General features: G+C 63.7%; 16 protein-coding genes and 2 pseudogenes. 10 read left to right on the top strand and 8 right to left on the bottom strand.

What is annotated here, in order from left to right; translation table 11 throughout:
• Nucleotides 1–33: 33 nt before the first annotated feature.
• Nucleotides 34–1,521 carry a bifunctional aminoglycoside phosphotransferase/ATP-binding protein gene (locus AC1DY7_RS10930; protein WP_477493693.1) on the bottom strand — a complete coding sequence of 496 codons (1,488 nt, stop codon included), beginning with the start codon at nucleotides 1,519–1,521 and terminating at the stop codon, nucleotides 34–36.
• Between the two features lie 209 nt (nucleotides 1,522–1,730).
• On the opposite strand from AC1DY7_RS10930, the gene AC1DY7_RS10925 reads away from it, so the two are divergent.
• Genes AC1DY7_RS10925 through AC1DY7_RS10915 form a run of 3 tightly spaced genes read left to right on the top strand, consistent with a single transcriptional unit; the run spans nucleotide 1,731 to nucleotide 3,856 of the window.
• Complete coding sequence (locus tag AC1DY7_RS10925) at nucleotides 1,731–2,705, top strand: Acg family FMN-binding oxidoreductase (protein WP_477493692.1); 975 nt, start codon at nucleotides 1,731–1,733, stop codon at nucleotides 2,703–2,705.
• A 29-nt stretch (nucleotides 2,706–2,734) separates the two neighbouring features.
• On the top strand, nucleotides 2,735–3,016 hold the full coding sequence (locus AC1DY7_RS10920; protein WP_477493691.1) for a dsRBD fold-containing protein: 282 nt from the start codon (nucleotides 2,735–2,737) through the stop codon (nucleotides 3,014–3,016).
• 24 nt (nucleotides 3,017–3,040) lie between these two features.
• Entirely contained in the window at nucleotides 3,041–3,856 is an 816-nt protein-coding gene (locus AC1DY7_RS10915; protein WP_477493690.1) for a universal stress protein, read from the top strand.
• 66 nt (nucleotides 3,857–3,922) lie between these two features.
• Here the strand turns inward: AC1DY7_RS10915 and AC1DY7_RS10910 are convergent, their stop codons facing one another.
• Nucleotides 3,923–4,213 carry a dsRBD fold-containing protein gene (locus AC1DY7_RS10910; RefSeq protein WP_477493689.1) on the bottom strand — a complete coding sequence of 97 codons (291 nt, stop codon included), beginning with the start codon at nucleotides 4,211–4,213 and terminating at the stop codon, nucleotides 3,923–3,925.
• A 115-nt stretch (nucleotides 4,214–4,328) separates the two neighbouring features.
• Here AC1DY7_RS10910 and AC1DY7_RS10905 point away from each other — a divergent pair, with 115 nt between their 5' ends.
• The 4 genes from AC1DY7_RS10905 to otsB all read left to right on the top strand — a co-directional run bounded on the left by AC1DY7_RS10905 (nucleotide 4,329) and on the right by otsB (nucleotide 11,950).
• Nucleotides 4,329–4,976, top strand: coding sequence for an SRPBCC family protein (locus tag AC1DY7_RS10905; protein WP_477493688.1), 648 nt, complete (start codon nucleotides 4,329–4,331; stop codon nucleotides 4,974–4,976).
• Between the two features lie 134 nt (nucleotides 4,977–5,110).
• Complete coding sequence (locus tag AC1DY7_RS10900) at nucleotides 5,111–7,309, top strand: heavy metal translocating P-type ATPase (protein ID WP_477493687.1); 2,199 nt, start codon at nucleotides 5,111–5,113, stop codon at nucleotides 7,307–7,309.
• Nucleotides 7,310–7,393: 84 nt separating this feature from the next.
• Complete coding sequence (locus AC1DY7_RS10895) at nucleotides 7,394–8,269, top strand: universal stress protein (RefSeq protein WP_477493686.1); 876 nt, start codon at nucleotides 7,394–7,396, stop codon at nucleotides 8,267–8,269.
• A gap of 51 nt (nucleotides 8,270–8,320) precedes the next feature.
• Nucleotides 8,321–11,950 (top strand): trehalose-phosphatase, encoded by a 3,630-nt coding sequence (gene otsB / locus AC1DY7_RS10890; RefSeq protein WP_477493811.1) that lies wholly within the window; start codon nucleotides 8,321–8,323, stop codon nucleotides 11,948–11,950.
• Nucleotides 11,951–12,022: 72 nt separating this feature from the next.
• Here the strand turns inward: otsB and AC1DY7_RS10885 are convergent.
• The 5 genes and pseudogenes from AC1DY7_RS10885 to AC1DY7_RS10865 form a co-directional block, all read right to left on the bottom strand.
• A pseudogene (locus AC1DY7_RS10885) lies at nucleotides 12,023–12,190 on the bottom strand (three-helix bundle dimerization domain-containing protein); the annotation flags it as partial.
• The gene (locus AC1DY7_RS10880; protein ID WP_477493685.1) at nucleotides 12,190–12,792 is read right to left on the bottom strand and encodes an Rv1733c family protein; all 603 of its coding nucleotides are present in this window, start codon (nucleotides 12,790–12,792) and stop codon (nucleotides 12,190–12,192) included. The pseudogene AC1DY7_RS10885 and the gene AC1DY7_RS10880, both read right to left, overlap by 1 nt.
• Nucleotides 12,793–12,902: 110 nt before the next feature.
• Complete coding sequence (locus AC1DY7_RS10875; protein ID WP_477493684.1) at nucleotides 12,903–13,895, bottom strand: Acg family FMN-binding oxidoreductase; 993 nt, start codon at nucleotides 13,893–13,895, stop codon at nucleotides 12,903–12,905.
• Between the two features lie 105 nt (nucleotides 13,896–14,000).
• Nucleotides 14,001–14,360 (bottom strand): hypothetical protein, encoded by a 360-nt coding sequence (locus tag AC1DY7_RS10870; RefSeq protein ID WP_477493683.1) that lies wholly within the window; start codon nucleotides 14,358–14,360, stop codon nucleotides 14,001–14,003.
• Nucleotides 14,361–14,467: 107 nt separating this feature from the next.
• Entirely contained in the window at nucleotides 14,468–15,010 is a 543-nt protein-coding gene (locus tag AC1DY7_RS10865; RefSeq protein WP_477493682.1) for a hypothetical protein, read from the bottom strand.
• 247 nt (nucleotides 15,011–15,257) lie between these two features.
• Between AC1DY7_RS10865 and AC1DY7_RS10860 the strand changes: the two are divergent.
• Nucleotides 15,258–15,509: pseudogene (locus AC1DY7_RS10860) on the top strand (IS630 family transposase); the annotation flags it as partial.
• 62 nt (nucleotides 15,510–15,571) lie between these two features.
• Here AC1DY7_RS10860 and AC1DY7_RS10855 read toward each other — a convergent pair.
• Complete coding sequence (locus tag AC1DY7_RS10855; protein ID WP_477493681.1) at nucleotides 15,572–15,880, bottom strand: sigma 54 modulation/S30EA ribosomal C-terminal domain-containing protein; 309 nt, start codon at nucleotides 15,878–15,880, stop codon at nucleotides 15,572–15,574.
• A 193-nt stretch (nucleotides 15,881–16,073) separates the two neighbouring features.
• On the opposite strand from AC1DY7_RS10855, the gene AC1DY7_RS10850 reads away from it, so the two are divergent.
• Complete coding sequence (locus tag AC1DY7_RS10850; protein WP_477493680.1) at nucleotides 16,074–16,937, top strand: universal stress protein; 864 nt, start codon at nucleotides 16,074–16,076, stop codon at nucleotides 16,935–16,937.
• A 64-nt stretch (nucleotides 16,938–17,001) separates the two neighbouring features.
• Nucleotides 17,002–17,898 (top strand): universal stress protein, encoded by an 897-nt coding sequence (locus AC1DY7_RS10845; protein WP_477493810.1) that lies wholly within the window; start codon nucleotides 17,002–17,004, stop codon nucleotides 17,896–17,898.
• The last annotated feature ends 72 nt before the right edge of the window (nucleotides 17,899–17,970 follow it).

Here is a 17,970-nt window from a genome sequence, read left to right as displayed (position 1 = left end):
TCGGGACGAGTGATTGGAACGCTGGTTCGGCGATCAGATGCCTACGGAGCACAACGCCCGCGCTTCGGCGACGTTCTCCTGCAGCGATCGGCCGGTATCGACGCAGTGGGCGCCGACCCAGGCGTCGGGGTCTGGTGTGAGCGGGGCTGCCATCGCTGCGGTGGCATCCGAGGACGTCACACCACGTGTCGCGATGCGCGCCTTGGCATCGGCAAGGGTGGTGGTACAGATGAATTCCAGCACCGGTGCAGAGCAGTTCGCGGCGAGTTCGTGGGCCAGCGTGCGGTGACGCGGGTCGCGCCAGGTGCCGTCCAAGATCACCGTCTGGCCGCCTGTCAGGAGCCCGCGCGCACGTCGGAGCACCTCGGAGTAGACGGTGTCGATGTTCGTCGGGTCGTACAGTCCCGCGTACAGGGTGCCGGCGGATCCGCCGATGCGGCCGGACGTTAGTAGATCGTGGCGGACATCGTCGGTGGACACCACCTGCGCGCCGATCTCGTTGGCAAGGGACTGCGCCAGAGTCGTTTTCCCGGTGCCCGGTCCCCCGCCGACGATGATCAGCCGTACCGCACCCGCTGCCAGATGCTCGAACGCGATGGCGAGATGCTTGCGGGCGTCTGCGCCCGCCTCGCGGCGCCCTTGTCGCACGCAAATGCAGTCCACCTTGGCGCGAACGATCGCGCGATAGGCGATGTAGAAATGCTTGAGCGAAGGAGGCGCTTGATCGTCGGCGAGTTGGCAATACCGATCCAAGAAATGCTCACCGAGGTCGTTGCGGCCGAGGAACTCCAGATCCATCGCCAGGAAGGCCGCATCATCGACTCCGTCGACATACCGCAACTGGTCGTCGAACTCGAGGCAGTCCAGTAACGCCGGGCCCTCCGGTAGACAGAACACGTCGGAGGTCTGCAGGTCGCCGTGACCGTCGATGATCCGACGCTCATGAATGCGCCGTGCGAACATGGCCGCCCTACTCGCGATGAACCGGGTGGCGAGGCGCTCCACCGCCGCAACGGTGTCGGCAGGCAGGATGTCGGCCGTATAGCGGCGCAACTCCGCAAGGTTTTCCTGCCAACGAGCGGCGACCGCTTCCGCGGTTGCCGACGCGTCGATGGCATCGCCCCGCTCCGCTTCACGGTGGAAGCGGACCAGCACCTCTGCGATCCGGTCGAGGTGACCCGTAACCGGCCGGCCGTCGGTGACCATCAGGGCCAGGCGCTGTGAATCAGGTTGGCGGCGCATCACAATGACCGGTTCGCTTTGCTGGTCCGCGGGACAGTCAAGGTGCGCGACACCCAAGTAGCACGTCGGCGCCAACCGCCGATTCAGCGCAACCTCGCGTTGACAGACGCGTTCCCGTGCTTGCCGGGTGCTGAAGTCCAGAAAGTCGTTGACCACCGGCTTCTTCGCTTTGTAAGCACGGTCCCCGACCAGCACGACGATCCCGGTGTGCGTCTCGTGGACAACGGCAGGGCCGATCGCCGCGGCGAAATCGACGAGCGAGGCCGGTGCTACATCCATATGTAGGATGCTCGTCGCCGGCCGACGCCGCCGGAAGCGGTCGACCGGCCCCCACACGCCGCCATTGGTCCTCGTTCAGAAGGGCACAAAGACTCTGCTCGGGACGGTGTGGCCGCAACTGCGAAGTTCTGGGACCAATGGCCCTTCTGCACAACACGACGTTGAGCGATGGTCAAGGAATCACCTCGACGAACTTGGACGGAGCCATCATGCAGCGGACCTACGTGGCCACCGAGGTACTCAAGGACGCGGTGCAGCTGGCATGCCGTGCTCCGTCGGTTCACAACAGCCAGCCATGGCAATGGATCGCCGATTCTGGCGCACTTGAACTGCATCTCGATGAGAGCCGCCTGGTGACGACCGATTCCTCGCATCGGCAGGCGCTGATGAGTTGTGGCGCCGTCCTCGATCACCTCGCGGTGGCGATGGCAGCTGCAGGGTGGACAACGAGCGTTGACCGCTATCCGAACCCGAACGACCACAAACATCTGGCTTCGGTCTATTTCACCGAATTGGATTACGTGACGGACGGACACCGGCAGCGGGCGGAGGCGATCCGCCAGCGCCGAACAGACCGGCTGCCCTTCGCCGCACCGGCGGATTGGAGTTCTTTCGAATCGGAGTTGCTGCGGGTCGTCGGAGATGCCGCTGTCGTCGACGTACTCGACGACAGCGACCGTCCGGCCCTCGTCAAAGCCTCGGTTTCGACCGAGGACGCACGCCTGTACGACTCCGCCTACCATGCGGAACTTGATTGGTGGACCTCGTCATTCGACCCCACCGCGGGAATCCCGCGCAGTGCACTGATCTCCGCCGCGGAGACCGACCGGGTCGCTGTCGGACGCCGGTTTCCGGTCACCCACCATCAGGATCAGCGCCAAGAGGTACCCGAAGATCGTTCCCGGATCGTCGTGATGTCCACCTACGACGACACGCGTGTGGATCTGCTTCGTTGCGGTGAAGCACTGTCTGCGGCACTGCTGTCGGCCACCATGGCCGGTCTGTCCTCCTGCACACTGACCCACCTCACCGAGGTGGCAGCCAGTCGCGAAGTGATCCGGTCACTGACGGGGCACGACCTCCCCCAGGTGTTGATCAGGATGGGCCGAACACCATCCGGCGAGGTAGTCCCTCCGCCAACACCACGAAGGCGCCTCGACGAAGTCCTCACCATCCATCGCTGAGCCGTCCAGCCAACCGAAAGGGAAAAGCCATGAGTCACAAGCATCCCAAGAAACATCTCGAGCACCTGACCGTCAAAATCGTCGTAGACGAGGTAGGCGACGGCACCAACGCCATCGCGCGAATGGCATGGGAGGACGGAGAGTTGATCGGAAGGGGCCGAACCACACTCGACCCCGAAGATCATTTTCCCGAGCAGGTCGGGGAGAACCTCGCCATCGCACGCGCGTTGTCAGATATCGCAGGCAGGCTCTATGCCGCCACCGCGTCGGATATCCAACTGGTGACCGGTGAGCGGGTATCGGTCCGCTGATCGACTGGGGGCGAGACAACCATCATGAAGACAACATTGCAGATGCCACCGGTGGTAGTCGGAGTGGATGGATCACGTGCGGCCGTGTCAGCGACCGTCTGGGCAGTCGATGAAGCTGTTCAACGCGATGTCCCGCTCCGCTTGACCTATGTCATCGATGGCGACGACGACGCCGACTCTGCCGCCCACGATCTGGCGACAGCCGAGATCGCCGTCCGCGAATGCATCGTGGCAGCCGAGGCGGGCCAGAAACCCGTCAAAATCGAAGTGGAGATCAGGTGGGGAAATCCCACCAGCGTGCTCCTCGAGGCATCCAAGTCAGCGGCAATGATGTGTATCGGGGCGACCGGCCAGGAACATATGCCCGGGGCCACACTGGGCGCGCATATCGGCGAACTGACCGGCACCTCGCACTGTCCGATTGCTGTCATCCCTGCCACCTCCCCGTTCGACACGTCGGGAGTTCTCGCCGAGATCGATGACCCGTGGGATACCACCGCGGTGCTGGAACACGGGGTCGCCGAGGCCCGACTCCGGCACGCAAACCTGTACATTCACGACACACAGGTACGAGCAGCCGGCAGCCGTTGTGCGCACGCCGAGCTCGAGCATAAACTCGACTGGCTGAGGCGCAAGTATCCGGACCTGAACATGAAAATGACTGCGTCCCCCGGCAGTACGACCACGTACCTGCGCAAGCACGCTGCATCGGTTGATCTTCTCGTCGCCGGCCGAACCCGGCGAGGTGGCCTCGGTGACCTGATCGGGTCACCTCGGCACACCGCCGCGCCCGACGCCAGGTGGCCGGTGCTGGTCTGCCCTCCCAGGGCGGCCCTATGACCGCCACATGCCAGGCTTCGTCGTCCCGAGCGGGAAGGCCCAACGACTGACCGGGACCGCGAGGTGTCACGGAGTGCCGGGCAGGCGATCCATATCACGAGCGGTCAGGCTCTCCAGCTGGTTGGCCAGATCGGCGAGCGCACGGGCGATCGCCAGTTCTGTACCGACTTCCGCGAGATCTCGGTCGCGCGGCCGCACGCGGGCGAACCCGATTCCGGAAGTCGTCCTCCCCCGCCACAGCAGACGAGCCTCAGCTCGGGTACGTCCACAATGCTGATCGAGGACCAGTTCGACAGTCCTCGGCGGGTATTCATCGTCGGCGTGCTCGCACGCAGTACGAGTTTCTGGTCCGTTCACAGCTCTATCCGACTACATCGGCGCCACAGCAGGCTAGGGACCGAAGTCACGAGTTCGACCTGTCGAAGGACTAGTGGCCCTATCTGAGGGCCTGCCCTGAGGGCATGGTTGGATCATGAGGATCGATGCGGTGCGGATGGCAGCTTTGGCGGCCTTGCTCTATGGAGCACGGCGTTATTGGCGCAACTGGGGTACCACGAAGGATGAATGTGCCACGCGCCTGCCCGGTGATGAACTGTTGCGGGAACCGCTGGTCATGACCACCGAGGGGGTGTCGATAGACCGACCCGTGGCGCAAGTGTGGCCGTGGGTGGCACACATCGGGCAGAACCACGGCGGTTGCTGCACCGGCGACACCGTCGAAATCCTCTGTGGAACAGACCATCACAGTGCCGATCGCATCCACGCCGAATCACAGGACCTGAGATCAGGGGACACGGTGCGGCTCGCTCCTGCGGGATGGCTCGGGATGCGCAACGGCATCACCCTGACCGTGGCACAGGTGATCCCGAATGAAACAGTCGTCCTGCACGGGTCCCCACCGGCCATTCCGTGGGACATCGTCTGGTCGATCCATCTCGTCCCGCACTGGGATGATCGTTGCAGGCTGCTCGTGCGAACCCGGGTGGGATTGCGGCACCCGGCAGAGGTGTTCGCCGTAGCTCTCGCCGGTTCCGTGCACTCGGCGTTGACCAGGAGAATGTTACTGGGTATCAAACACCGGGCAGAGCGGCAACCTCATTGCGCCGCGATCGAGGCGTAAGCCCCGTGACCGTCGGTCCACGAGCCGACCGTCTTCGGCCTGTTCTGCTTCTCGCCGGCACAGTCAGCGCTCTCGCAGGTGGCGGCCTGGCCTGGTTTCTCGGAGCGCACCACTACGCTGAGATGCTCTGGAGCGTGGGAACTCTGATGGCGGTGGGACCCGCCGTCTGGTGGGTGGCCGCCGCCATGAAGGAGCGCCGTTTCGGCGCCGACCTCATCGCCGTCCTGGCACTCGTCGGCGCGCTGGCGGTTGGCGAACACCTTGCCGGAGCCCTGATCGCCGTCATGTTGGCCACCGGCCGCGCACTGGATTCCGCGGCTGAACGCCGTGCGACCCGGGACCTGCGCGCTCTATCCGACCGCATGCCCCGTGAGGCACGAAGACGCGATGCCGACGGGGTGGTGACCGTCGCGGTGGAGGCGATAGTGCCGGGTGACCGGTTGATCATCGGTCCGGGAGAAGTCGTGCCGGTGGACGGGCAGATCGCCGCGGAAGCAGCGACCCTAGACGAATCCGCGCTCACCGGCGAGTCCGTCTACGCCCAGCGCCAACCGGGCGATGAGGTCCGCAGTGGAGTCGTCAATGCCGGTGCGGCAGTGGAGATCGAGGCGACCGCAACCGCACAACACAGCACCTACGCGGGGATAGTGCGGTTGGCGCAGGATGCCGCCGGGCAGAGCGCACCGGTGGTACGGCTGGCCGACCGGTTCGCCACGTGGTTCCTGCCGCTGACGCTCGCGGTCTCCGGTACAGCCTGGCTGATCAGCGGTTCGGCCGACCGTGCGGTCGCAGTGCTCGTGGTCGCCACTCCGTGTCCGCTGCTCTTGGCCGCACCGGTGGCGATAGTCTCCGGCCTGTCCCAGGCCGCCCGGCTCGGTGTGATCGTCCGCAGCGGCGGCGCACTGGAGAATCTCGGGAAGACGACCACACTGGTTCTGGACAAGACGGGCACGATCACCACCGGCCGGCCCGTGGGGACCGATGTCGTGACCGCACCGGGATGGACGCAGGCTGAGATTCTTCGACTGGCCGCCTCCGCCGACCAGTTCTCACCGCACGTTCTCGCACACGCGATCGTCGATGCCGCTCGTCACCGGCGGGTGCCCATCAGCGTGCCCTCCGATGTCGTCGAAGTCGCTGGCACCGGTACGTCGGCGACGGTGGACGGGTTGCGAGTGACGGTGGGAAATCAAGCGCTTCCGTCCAGCCCGCCGCCATGGGCCGTTGCCGCGCTCACCCGGGTGACATTCGACGGCGCCGTCATTGCATGGGTGTGTGTCGACGACGTGCTGGTCGGCGCTGTCCTGCTCAACGATCCGTTGCGAGTCGACGCGCCGCGCACACTTCGCCGGCTGCGGGCAGCCGGCATCGATCGGATGGTCATGCTGACCGGTGACCGGCCGGCTCCGGCCGAGCACATCGCAGCCGTGCTCGGACTCGATCAGTGGCTTGCCGACCAGACACCGGCCGACAAGCTCGCCGGGGTGCAGGCAGAACGCACGAAGGCCGTCACAGCGATGATCGGTGACGGTGTCAACGACGCGCCCGCGCTGGCCGCAGCCGACGTCGGTATCGCACTCAGTGGGTACGGCTCGACGGCGAGTTCTGAGACCGCAGATATCGTCCTGGCGACAGGTCGTATCGACCGGTTGGCCGATGCCATGCTCATCGCTCGCCGGTCCCGGCGCATCGCCGTGCAGAGCGCCGGGGTCGGGATGGGACTGTCCGTGTTGGCGATGGGTTTCGCTGCGGTCGGCCTTCTCGCACCAGCGATCGGCGCTCTTCTGCAGGAGTTGATCGACCTCGCCGTCATTCTCAATGCACTGCGCGCCTTACGGACACGCGGGGTGGGCGCTCCGGCTCTGCGCGACAGCACCGAAGATATGCTCCGGAAATTCTCTGCCGAGCACGACCAGATGCGCGGCGAGCTCGGAGCGTTCCGCGCGGCCGCGCATCAGCTCTGTGACGGTAACCTCGCGGCAGCATGGCCGGTGGTACAACGGGCCGACATGTTCGTGCAACAAGTGTTGTTGCCGCACGAGCATGCCGAAGACCGCAGACTGTATCCCGCGCTCGCGACACCACTGGGTAGCTCGGAAGCCACGGCGACCATGAGCCGAATGCACGCCGAGATCGACAGCCTGGCGCACCGCCTCCACGCTCATGTCATTGTGGCCGAAACCAAAGGCGGAATCGGCGAGGCCCAACGTGAAGATCTCCTTGGCTGCCTTTATGGACTCGACGAGTTGCTGTCCGTGCATTTCGTGGCGGAGGAGGAGAACTACTTCAGCTTGTTGCCCGATGCCGACCGCGACGGAAGCGGCGGCGGATGACCTTCTGCTCTAGTGAGTGTGATCGTAGAGCGTGACGATGAATGCATCAGTTACATCTGAATCCAGATCGAAGGAGCACCCTTCATGCCCACGCTCACAAAGAAATACGGGATCGTGGTAGCCGTGGACGGCTCCCCCGAATCCGACACGGCCGTGTCCTGGGCCACCCACGAAGCCGCCCTGCGCCACTCCGAGATCACGCTCATGCACGTCATTGCTCCGATGATCGTGACGTGGCCCATCGGCGCCGCCCAGCTGGAGATCGCCGAGTGGCAGAACGGGGCCTCCCGGCAGATCCTGGAACAGGCCGAGAAGACCTTCCAAGCCAGCATCGGCGACCTGCATGTCCCCGCCGTTCGCACAGAATCGATTCCCTCGCCGGTGATTCCGTCCCTTATCAACATATCGAAGGACGCGGCGATGATGGTCGTGGGAATCCGCGGCACAGGAAGGCACAGCCGGTTGACGATCGGCTCCGTCAGTAACGCCCTGCTGCATCACGCACAGTGTCCGGTCGTGGTGGTTCACTCCGACGACCGCGCCGATCCGACCGCGCCCGTCGTACTGGGAATAGACGGGTCGAGTGCGTCCGAATCGGCGACTGCGTTCGCATTCGAAGAAGCCTCATTGCGCGGCGTGGATCTGGTGGCCATGCACGCCTGGAGCGATACCGCGGTGTTTCCAGCCATCGAAATGGACTGGCACCTCTACGAGCAGCAGGCGCAGGAAACACTCGCCGAGCGCCTTGCCGGTTGGCAGGAGAGACACCCGGATGTCCATGTCCACCGCAGGCTGCCGTGCGACCGACCCGCGCACTGGCTGGCCGCAGAGTCGCAGAGTGCGCAGTTGGTCGTCGTCGGTAGCCGGGGCCGCGGTGGTTTCACCGGGATTCTGCTGGGCTCGGTGAGTTTGTCGGTGGCACAGCAGTCCGCAGCACCCGTGATCGTCGTACGAGATTGACCGCGGCGGCAGTATCCAGTGGATGACGATTGCACTGAGGCGGCCGTCACGATGCAGGGGGGCGCCCGGGTCACCATCGATCCCCGTTTTCACGATGGGGTGTTGTTCGGTCTCGCTGGAGTGTCGGCTGATACGACGGCAGTGCTGGCATTGGCTCGTCGGGCTCGCGACCTCGGGTTGAAGCCGGGGTTCTGCGCGACGCCGGAATGCGGACGGCAGCTGCCTACCGATATCGGCGATCTATTCCTCTCGCCCGTAACCGATGGTCCGGACGAGCTGTTGGAGGCCGCCAGGCGACTTGGTGTCCGGCCAGACCGTTGCGTGGTTATTGAGACTACTTCTGCAGGCATCACCGCGGCCCGCGATGGCGGGTTCGGTCTCATCGTGGGTATCGCATCGTGCGGGCAGGGAACAGAGCAACGGGCCGCCGACGCCGATGTGGTGATCACCGACATGGCCGAGATCGACCTGCGCAATGGAGATCACAGGATGTCGGCACTGCCCGATGCCTTGGAAAGCTCGGCTCAAATCGCGTCGGTGTTGGCCGGCCGGTCTCCCTCGATCTTCATCGACTTCGACGGGACCTTGTCCGAGATAGTCGATGATCCTTCGACCGCGACATTGGTTGCCGGCGCGGCGAACGCGCTGCGCCAACTGAGCTCGCGATGTCCTGTCGCCGTCATCAGTGGCCGCGAACTATCCGACGTGCGAGCGCGAGTGGGAGTTCCCGGGTTGTGGTACGCCGGCTCCCACGGGACCGAACTGGTGAGCCCGGCCGGCCGACTCCAAAGCTGTTGGCCCGCGGCCAGGGCGACCCCGTCGGTACAGGCAGTCATCCACGACCTACGGCCGGCGCTCCGCGCATTCCCTGGCGTTCTGATCGAGGACAAGCGACTGTCGGTCGCGGTGCACTACCGCAATGCGGTCGCCGAGTGCGTGCCGCAGGTAATGGCAGCGGTTCAGGCGGCCGGTCAGCGTCACCAGTTGCGCGTCACTCACGGCCGGAAGGTCGTCGAGCTTCGACAAATGATCAGCTGGGGCAAGGGCAAGGCGATGAACTGGATCGCGGGCCAGTTCGGCGCGTCAGAACCGTTGCTGCCCATCTACATCGGCGACGACCTCACTGACGAGGACGGATTCGATGGCGTCAAGTTCGATGGAATCGGTATCGTCGTGCGCCACGACGAGGACGGTGACCGTTTCAGTGCTGCGCATTTCGCGCTGGGTTCGCCCCGCGAGGTCACGGATTTCCTGACGCGGCTGGCAACGCAGCCATCCCCGGGTGCGCGCGACGACCTGGACGGCTGGAGTATTTCCTTCGACGGTTACGTACCCGGCTCCGAACGTCTTCGCGAGGCGCTGTGCACCGTCGGCAATGGCGCATTGGCCAGCCGAGCGGCGGCCCCTGATGCTGGACCAGGCCCCAACCACTACACGGGCACCTATGCCGCCGGCGTGTACAACAGGCTGACCGACGTTGTCGGCGGCGTCGTCGTCTGCAATGAGAGCATCGTCAATCTGCCCAACTGGCTGCCACTGTCGTTTCGCATCGACGGCGGGGCGTGGTTCGACCTGGACAGCGCCAATCTGCTGTCCTACCGGCAAACGATGAACATCCGGGATGCCGAGTGCGTGCGCGAGATTCGGTGTGAAGATACCGAAGGACGCCGCACAACCCTGACTCAACGCCGAATCGTCTCCATGCACAATCCGCATGTTTGTGGATTGCAGATGGTATTGCTTGCTGAGAACTGTTCCGGCACAGTTGATATCCGTTCCACCACCGACGCAGGAATCACCAACTGCGGGGTACATCGATACGCGGCGCTATCCGGTCAGCATCTCAGCGACATCGCCGTCCGCAAGTTGGCCGACGGTTCCGTGCTGGTCGACGCACAAACCACGAATTCGCAGATTCCGGTCGCGGTGGCGACCCGCACCACCGTGTGGCTCGGCGACCACCCGGCCGAAACGACTTCCCTTTTCTCGCATGAACTCCCGATCGCCGGATACGACATCACCTGCCAGGTTGAGACCGGTCGGGCGCTGACGGTCGAAAAGGCCGCAGCAATTTTCACCGGACGGGATCGCGCGATATCGGTTCCGGCCGAGGCCGCAGGCAACCTACTTCCGGATCTCGGACGCTACGAGCAACTGCGGGCAGCCCACACCGGCGCCTGGGCGCAGTTATGGGAGAAGTTCGATTTCGACATGCCCTGCTCGACGAAATCGGAGGCGATTCTGCGACTTCACATCTTGCACCTCCTTCAATCTGTTTCAGGGCACACCGCCGACCTCGACGCAGGGGTGCCCGCGCGTGGGCTGCACGGGGAGGCATACCGTGGTCACATCTTCTGGGACGAGTTGTTCATCGTCCCGCTCCTCACTCTTCGCCTACCGCAGGTGTCTCGCGCACTGCTCGGCTACCGGAGCCGGCGCCTTGCACAGGCCCGCCACGCCGCGATTGCCGCGGGGTATGCAGGAGCGATGTACCCGTGGCAGTCCGGCAGCGATGGCCGAGAAGAAAGCCAACAGTTACATCTCAATCCTTTGTCCGGAAGATGGAACGCCGACAGCAGCCACCTTGCCCATCACATCGGCTCGGCCGTCGCCTATAACGTCTGGCACTACTACCAGATCACCGGCGATCGGCAGTACCTGATCGATCACGGCGCGGAGGTGCTCGTCGAGATCGCGCGCTTCTGGGTAAGCCGTTGCCGGCACGACGCGAATAGGCATAGATACGTCATCGACGGGGTTATCGGGCCCGACGAATTTCATTCGGGTTACCCGGAACAACCGAATAATGGTGTCAACAACAACGCATACACGAACATCATGGCGGTCTGGGTCATCCTACGAGCCTTCGACGCACTCGCGGCACTACCCCTCCCCGACCGACTCGATCTCCTGGATCGCCTGGGGGTCGCGGGTGCTGAACTGGCACAGTGGGAAGCGGTGACCAAGCACATGTTCGTGCCGTTTCACGAGGGTGTGATCACCCAGTTCGAAGGCTACGAGAAGCTACGTGAACTGGACTGGACTGGATACCGGCTCCAGTACAAGAACGTCGGTCGCCTCGACCGTATCCTGGAGGCCGAGCACGATGATGTCAATCGTTATAAGGCAGCCAAACAGGCCGACGTGCTCATGTTGTTCTACTTGCTGTCGGCCGACGAGCTGCGCGAGATCTTCGCGCGGTTAGGCTATTCCTTTCGGCCACAGCAGATCCCGGACACCATCGACTATTACGCAAGCCGCACCTCGCATGGGTCCACGCTGAGCGCGGTCGTCCACTCCTGGGTATCCGCACGCGGCAACCGCGACCAGGCCATGCGGTACTTCCAGCAGGTGCTCGACTCCGATGTCGCTGACATACAAGGCGGCTCCACCGCTGAAGGAATCCATCTAGCCGCTATGGCCGGAAGCATCGATCTTCTTCAGCGGTGCTTCACCGGGTTGGAAACCCGGCGTGACCGACTGGTGTTGGGGCCGATGTGGCCAGAAGACCAGGGCAGCTTCACATTCTCGCTATGGTACCGCGGTCACCGGCTGCATCTTGTGATCAGAGGCCGCACTGCCGAAGTCACCGCCGACCCTACAGGCGCACCCGCGATCGAAATTGAGTGCCGGGGCCGTGTCCAGCACCTGGCATCCGGGCAAACCATCCACGTCGGTTAGGCCGGCACCAGAGGCATGCTGCGCCAGAACGCGCCGGCTGATGTTGAGGGTCAGGGGTATCAGATGGGTGGTGATCCGCGCTCGTGCCGCCAACCTGCGGTAGGTATGCGCCACCACCGACGCGATCTCATCGCGCCTGCGGTCGGGAAATCTCGCCATCAGCATCGTTGCCGTTCGGTCCAGCTCGTCGTGGACCGCAGGCGCCAACGTGCCTCGAGGATCAATTGCGCTGTTGTTCATCAGTTTTCGCTTTGATGAGGAGCTCGTCCGCCCCGGTCCCCATCTACTGTGTCCAGTTCCCGATCCCATGCGATAAGTCGGGACCGGTCGAGCCGCCGCCGCCCAACCCAGACAACTCCGGCCGAAGCGGCCGCAATGCCGAGCCATATGGTCACCGCAATACCCACTGCATCCGCCGCCGCCTGACGAACCGGTGTGGGCGCGGAAGTATTCGCCCCGCGAGCGTCCACCCAAATATCGTGCCTGGCGCCGATCGAGGCTGGCATCGGCCAGGGCACCAGCCCGCTGTGTTCCGAACCGGCTGCGGTCCACCGGGCGAGCACAACGGACGAGACCTGACGCTGCTGCGGCACAGTTTTGGTATCTGCTTGAGCAGTGGCCGATATCAGGTGCCGAGTCGATGCCTGTTCTGCATACAGGCGCACGTGAGCATCGTGTACCGCAGTTCCGACGGCACCCGCGACGGGTATCGTCAAGATGGCCAAGGACAGCGCGAGAAACATGGTCAATGCTTCGATTCGGTCACTGATTCTTACCAACGGATTGCGGCTCAGCAAGCGGGCGCCGCTGCTTCCGGTCAGGTCGATGCGATAGATTTCCACGTCCCGCTCCTCACGACACCGCAATTGAATTGATTACTCCAGCTTGCGTTGAACCGCCCAGAAGTCCTAGGGCCCAAGGTCACTGACGGACGGCCGCACGCCCCGTGGGCTCAGGTGATCGGGTATCCATCGAGTCTGCTGACGACTTCGCTCAGTGGCCGCCGTGGGGTGGCGGGAAGCGGATCGGCGTTGACGGGTGCCCACCCGATACGCAGCAGAACCTGAGGGATTTGGCTGATGCCGAATACCGCTGTCTGGAGCAAATCCCGCGTCGCCTGAATCTCCAGGGGTTCAGTGATTATGCAACTGGCCAATCCCATCGAGGTCGCCGTCAGCAGGATCTGGCTGGTGGCCTCGCCGGCGCGCAGTCGGGCAACGACGTCGTCGGCCGCGGTGCCGAGCGCAAGTAGGACGCCGTGATCATCCTGTGCGTCTGAGCCCGTCGGCTCTGCCAGTGCAGGGCCGGCGAAGAATCGGGCCGGCGTCGGGGAATTTGGATCGGGGACGGGTGTGTTCCGCGCGGGTACGCCCGCCGTTGCACTGTAACGACCACTCCAGGAAGTCAATTCGCCGAGATAGTCTGCGTCCTGACCATGCTGGCGAACGGCCTGGGCGAGAATCGCCCTGAACTCATCATCCGTCTCGACCCGTCGCATGGTGACACCCATTCGGGCAGCGCGCGCCCCCATCATAGCGACGTGTCCAGGCGGGACCGGCCAGCAGCTGTAGTGCCGGCGGTCAGTTCGGCGTTGAGGAATCGCCGCCGCGAGGGTGATATCCATCCCCCCGGGCCGACCCAAATGAAACTCGATCGAGGCCAGGTGGTCAGGTGCGGCTGGGTTGGGCAGTCGGTGAACCTTGGACTGCCAGCCCAGTGCAGCCAGCGCCACAACGCAGTGGTTCAGCGCAATCCCACAACTGACGACGAGATCACGCCGGTCCGGGTCGGTGTGTTCAAGGTGACGCGGTGGGTCGGCGAAGAGATGGATGCTATGCGGCCCCACCTGCCACCGCCAGGGTTGTGAGTTGTGCACCGAGGGCGCGCGCGTAGCCAAAGACAATGCGGCATGCACTGTTTCGGCGGCGGGTAGATGACCGGACATGGCGGTTGACCTTTGCTTGTGGTGTGCTTCAGCTCAACTATGCGCAACTTCGGGAGGCACCGTCAGGGCCGGAGGTGCTCACTACGAGGGACCTATGGCCTTCGGCTAGGGCCGAAACGTGATGGCCAGAACGGCAAGGTCGATGAGCAAGAGTCCCAATCCGGCCAGCGGAACCCAGATCGCGTGCTTTCGCGATGCGGTGAAGAACGAAGTGGCAATCGTCACCACCGCAACGAACGGCGGTCCGTAGGCAAGAATGCCGAACCAGAACTCCCCTGGGCCCATGTGCTGGCAGCCCGCTTCGGTGCATCGGGCGAGGCCCATCACTGCTCCGAATGCGAAGAGCATGACGGCCATTGCCACCGGTACGGTCAGCAAGGCGAGCAACCAGTTGAGCCAGAGCGGGCTACCGCCGCGGTGTCGGGGATCCGTCCAGCGTGTGGAGGATTCGGTTGTCGTATTCATCGGGAGGTCCTTTGCCGGTCACGTGAGCAGTAGAGACCATCGCATCATCGTGTCGATCCGCGTGCTAGGGTCTGAAGTCCTCTGGTGCTGAAGGGGATTTCACTGCTTCAGGACGGTTCACGTGTTCTTATCCGTTCGACGGACCGCGGTAGTATGAGCAGCTCCAATTGCGCTCGCATCGCAGCGATCTCGGGGTTTCTCACGAAGGTGTCGATGACGGCGGCATCATCCGCCGTCGTAACGATCAGATGGTCCACACCTGGTTGCTGCAATATCAGCGCAGCGAGATCCTCCGGTCTGGCTATAGCCCACAACTCAGCTTGATCTGCGGCTTCGACGTAGCCGATCGCGCTCAGGTAGTCTTCGGGGTCGCAATGTGGCGGGGTCAAGAGCATCACCGTTGCGCCCCACCGCACCGCCTCACGTATCGCGGTGCTCAAGACCGATCCGGCCGATGCTGTCTGTCTTGTGACAGCAACAACCCAGCGATCGTTGCAGTGTGTCTCGTTCTTTCCAGAGTTGGTCCACACAAGGCGCACCGGCGATCTCGCCGATCGGATGATCGAAGCCGCGTCTGGGTATTCAGCCGCCGGGAGTACTTTCTCGGTCTCGCACGCATCAACCGTCGGAACATCGGTGACTACATCCATGAGCAGACCTTCGGTAGACCGGCAGTTCAGTGGGATCTGACGCTAGGTTTGAGCCGCTCGCTTGCGCTAATGGCATTGGTCCGGACCTGCCGGGACGTTGGTCCCATCCCAGGGTTTGTCTGGCATCAGTCCACCGGGAGCGGTGCGCTCCATATCACCTGGGTGCCACCGGAAGGACCACCGGTGACAGTGCATGCCCCGCCTACGGACTCGGCCCGTCGGGCGAGATTGGTCAGTCCGCTACTGCAAAAATCCGCGCGTGACACTGCATTTCACCCCGACGTCAGGGTCGTGGCTGAACCTGGTCGAGGTGTTCTTCTCGATCATCACCCGCCAGGCCATCCGCCGCGGTTCGTTCAACAGCGTCAAGGAACTCATCACAGCCATCGGTGCATTCATCGACGGCTGGAACCAACGCTGCCACCCGTTCGTGTGGACCAAGACCGCAGACGAAATCCTGCCCCACACCCGTAAACCAAATTCAGACGCGGGACACTAGTAGCGCCAGCCGCTCGCGAGCCTGTACTTCGGTCAGGCACGGCACAGGATGTGAACTGATGGTCACCAGTTGTTCGAACGGGGCCACCTTGGGGGCGAGCGCAGGGGCCACCAGAACCAGCCATATCCGGTCGGTCCACCCCGAGACACAACTGCTGCTGCGCCCGAACCGATTTCGCGGAAAAGCAAGAACTCGTATCCTAAGAGTTCCAGCTCGGCGATGGCCACATCAACTGAGCACGGTACCGTCGAGCACGACTTGCGCCGGACAATTCGCGGGTGTGCCGCACGCAGTCCGGTGACATCAACAGACGCGCGTTGCTTCGCGACCCCGCCATCGATGGCGGATGACGCCTGTACGTCACCAGTCATGTTTCGTTGGTACGCCCTGCGCTCAAGAGCCGATAGGGCCGAAGGTCACTCCGCACCCCGCACCGCGGATCGACGCCGATTACCCGTACGAACGGCCCCTATGGGAGGGACTTCAGCCCCTAGTCGGGCCTGGTCGCCGGTGGTCGAATTCGTGGTGGCACAACATGCGCCAAGCCGATCAGAGGAGAACAGCATGAACAACGTCGCTGTCGAATCCGGCGAAGTGGTCCCGACGGAAGGAGAAGCCTGTAAGCCACCCGTAGTCGTGGGTATCGATGGGTCAGACGCGGCTGTGAACGCGGCACTGTGGGCGGTCGATGAAGCCACCGTACGTAATGCTCCGCTCCGCCTGATCTATGTGATTGACGACGAGCGATGGCCCGGGACCGTGCACAGTGCTACCCAGACCGAGGTCGACTTCGCTCGGCGTTCGCTCACCTGCGCCACGCAGGCCGTAGGGCGCGGTGGCGCACATGTCACGACCGCCGGCGCGGTGTTACGCGGCCATCCCGATGACGTGTTGATCACAGAATCAGCCAACGCGTCGTTGGTGTGCGTCGGATCGACGGGCATCGGTTGGGTGGTCAGTAAGGTGCTCGGTTCGACTACGGAATCTGTTGCTGCTCAGGCACACTGCCCTGTTGCGATCATTCGACAGCCCGAAGCTACGGGTCCGAGCGGCGCGGGCGGAGCAGTCGTGGTCGGCTTCCCACGAGCACGTCACGAAGACCGCGCGTTCCAGCAGGCGTTGGAGGAAGCCAGGCTTCGGCACGCCACGCTCGTCGCTGTGGGATTGTGGCGGGAGGACTTCGGCGACACACCGTATGACGAACTGAAACACTGTGTGCAGCATTGGCGTAGCCGCTATCCCGATGTGCATGTGTATCCGAGTCCTAGCCTCGCGGACCTACCCAGGTTTCTGGCCGACAATGCCGACGGACACGTTCAACTGGTCGTCATAGATCAGGATGACGCGCACCTGGTGGCGGACATCGTCGGACCTCAAGGCCATTCGCTCCTCGAGCACGGCCGGTGTTCGGTGCTGGTTGCGCGATGACATCGCAGATCTCATGACCACAGCTATCCACCCAACTGCTTCAGACCCTGAAGGAGAACGTTCCATGTCCATCACTACCTCCCCCCACCATGGTGTACTGGTCGCCGTCGACGGTTCCGGACCTTCCGACGACGCGGTGCGCTGGGCCGCTGCGGAGGCGGTTCTGCGCCACCAGCAACTGAGCATCGTCAGCGTCGTCAACCCGGTTGCGAACGGCTGGTCCGAACCCGGAATGTTCGGTTCGCCGATCACAGCGGAATTCGCTGCCTGGCAACAGGATCAAGCGGACAAAGTCGTCGCCGACGCCGCTCGAATCGCACGCGACAGCGTGCCCGGCACGACCTTGGACATCAGCACAGAGGTGTCATTGACGACCGTGGTTCCGACCCTCATCGATCTCAGCAAGCAGGCGGCGATGGTCGTTGTCGGCAGTCGCGGCTTGGGCGCGGCGGGACGAATGCTCCTCGGGTCGGTGAGCACTGCCCTTATTCATCACGCACACTGCCCGGTCACCGTCATCCACGGCCCGGTCAGTGCGGAGTCCACCGGCGGACCGGTGGTCGTCGGTATCGACGGTTCTCCGGCCTCAGAGCGTGCGACGGCGCTCGCATTCGAAGAGGCCTCCTGGCGCCACGCCGAGTTGGTCGCCCTGCACGCGTTCAGCAATACGGAATGGCCGGAAGTCTTGCCGATGCCGTGGCCAGCCTTCGCGGCGGAAGCCGGAGAGACCCTGGCCGAGCGCCTGGCGGGCTGGCAGGAACGCTATCCCGACGTGGTGGTACGCAGGGTGGTCGTGCGCGACCAGCCTGTCCAGAATCTGCTTGCCCAATCCGAATCGGCGCAACTGGTGATCGTCGGCAGCCATGGCCGTGGCGGCTTCGCCGGCATGCTCCTGGGATCGGTGAGCTCGGCCGTTGTTCACCAAATTCATTCCCCGGTGATCGTGGTGCGCAATGACTAGCCAGATCGTTCGACATACTGAGTGGCTCAGTGAGCATGGCACGGCAGCACAACCTCACCACGCTCAGACCAA

Source organism: Mycobacterium sp. P2_H7 (assembly GCF_056403275.1).
Note: the sequence above shows the minus strand (reverse complement) of the source record. Positions and strands in the feature narration are given on the sequence as shown.